The organism is Microcystis sp. T1-4 (assembly GCF_000297435.1).
Classification (GTDB): domain Bacteria; phylum Cyanobacteriota; class Cyanobacteriia; order Cyanobacteriales; family Microcystaceae; genus Microcystis.
In genome coordinates, this window is the sequence record NZ_CAIP01000288.1 from 1 (window position 1) to 866 (window position 866).

The 866-nt window shown below is 41.5% G+C and carries 1 protein-coding gene and 1 pseudogene; both read right to left on the reverse strand.

Features of this window, described 5'->3' with window-relative positions:
* Positions 1 to 197: 197 nt before the first annotated feature.
* Positions 198 to 479: a hypothetical protein gene (locus tag MICAI_RS16165; protein ID WP_008204436.1), complete on the reverse strand. Its 282-nt coding sequence runs from the start codon at positions 477 to 479 to the stop codon at positions 198 to 200.
* 77 nt (positions 480 to 556) lie between these two features.
* Positions 557 to 866: pseudogene (locus tag MICAI_RS16170) on the reverse strand (ATP-dependent Clp protease ATP-binding subunit ClpC); the annotation flags it as partial.

Sequence of the window (866 nt, forward strand, 5' to 3'; positions counted from 1 at the left end):
TTGATTATTGTTATCCAGAGTAGGGCAATAAGAGCTAATTTTGTGACTGTTTTCATGATCATCTATTCTTAGAACCTGTTTGAAAAGTTATCGGGGGTTGCTGATTTTAAGTATCAATTGTCCTCTCGGCAATTTTTAAAACCTAGCACTAAGGTAACTTGTGGATAGGAGGCACAATTTAGTCTTCATGTCTTGATTCAGCGACACCGCTTTTTACTATCCTCCGCTGCTGCCGCTTCTAGGCTGGTAATTGCGGTTTCTGCCGTCAAAATGTCAGGAACATCACTTAAACTAGCAGTTTGATCAACTGGTTCATTTCTAGCAAATAAATTGCTCATATCTTGAGAATAATTAGAAGCGATCGATAGCAAAGCTCCAGCAAAAATATAGAGAGGTAACGGTAAAATAAAACCCTTGGCCCATTGATAAAACTCCACCAACAAAAATAACAAAACACAGCCCACAACCCAAACTTTCATCGCACTTTTTTCCCCTATCTTTACGAGAAAAGGTGAGCAAAAAGCCCACCCTTTATTTAACTAATTCCAGTGAGAAGTTATTCAATCACGGGAGCGATTAACTCACGTCTTTCACCGGAAATTACTTTCACCTTACCTTCCTCATCGATATCGACCATAGCCGTATCCCCATCAGAAACCCGTCCGGAGAGAATTTCCTCAGCCAGAACATCTTCCAACAGACGCATAATCGCACGACGTAAGGGACGAGCGCCGTAGGCCGGATTATAACCCTCCTCGATCAAGCGTTCTTTAAACTTATCGGTGACAGACAAAGTAATATTTTGTTCTGTCAGACGTTTAAACACATCCTTGAGCAGGATTTCGGCGATTTCCTTGACTTCCTCC

What these genes read in the sequence shown, in the direction of transcription:
- MICAI_RS16165 (WP_008204436.1), bottom strand. Translation starts at nt 479, where the DNA reads ATGAAAGTTTGGGTTGTGGGCTGTGTTTTGTTATTTTTGTTGGTGGAG.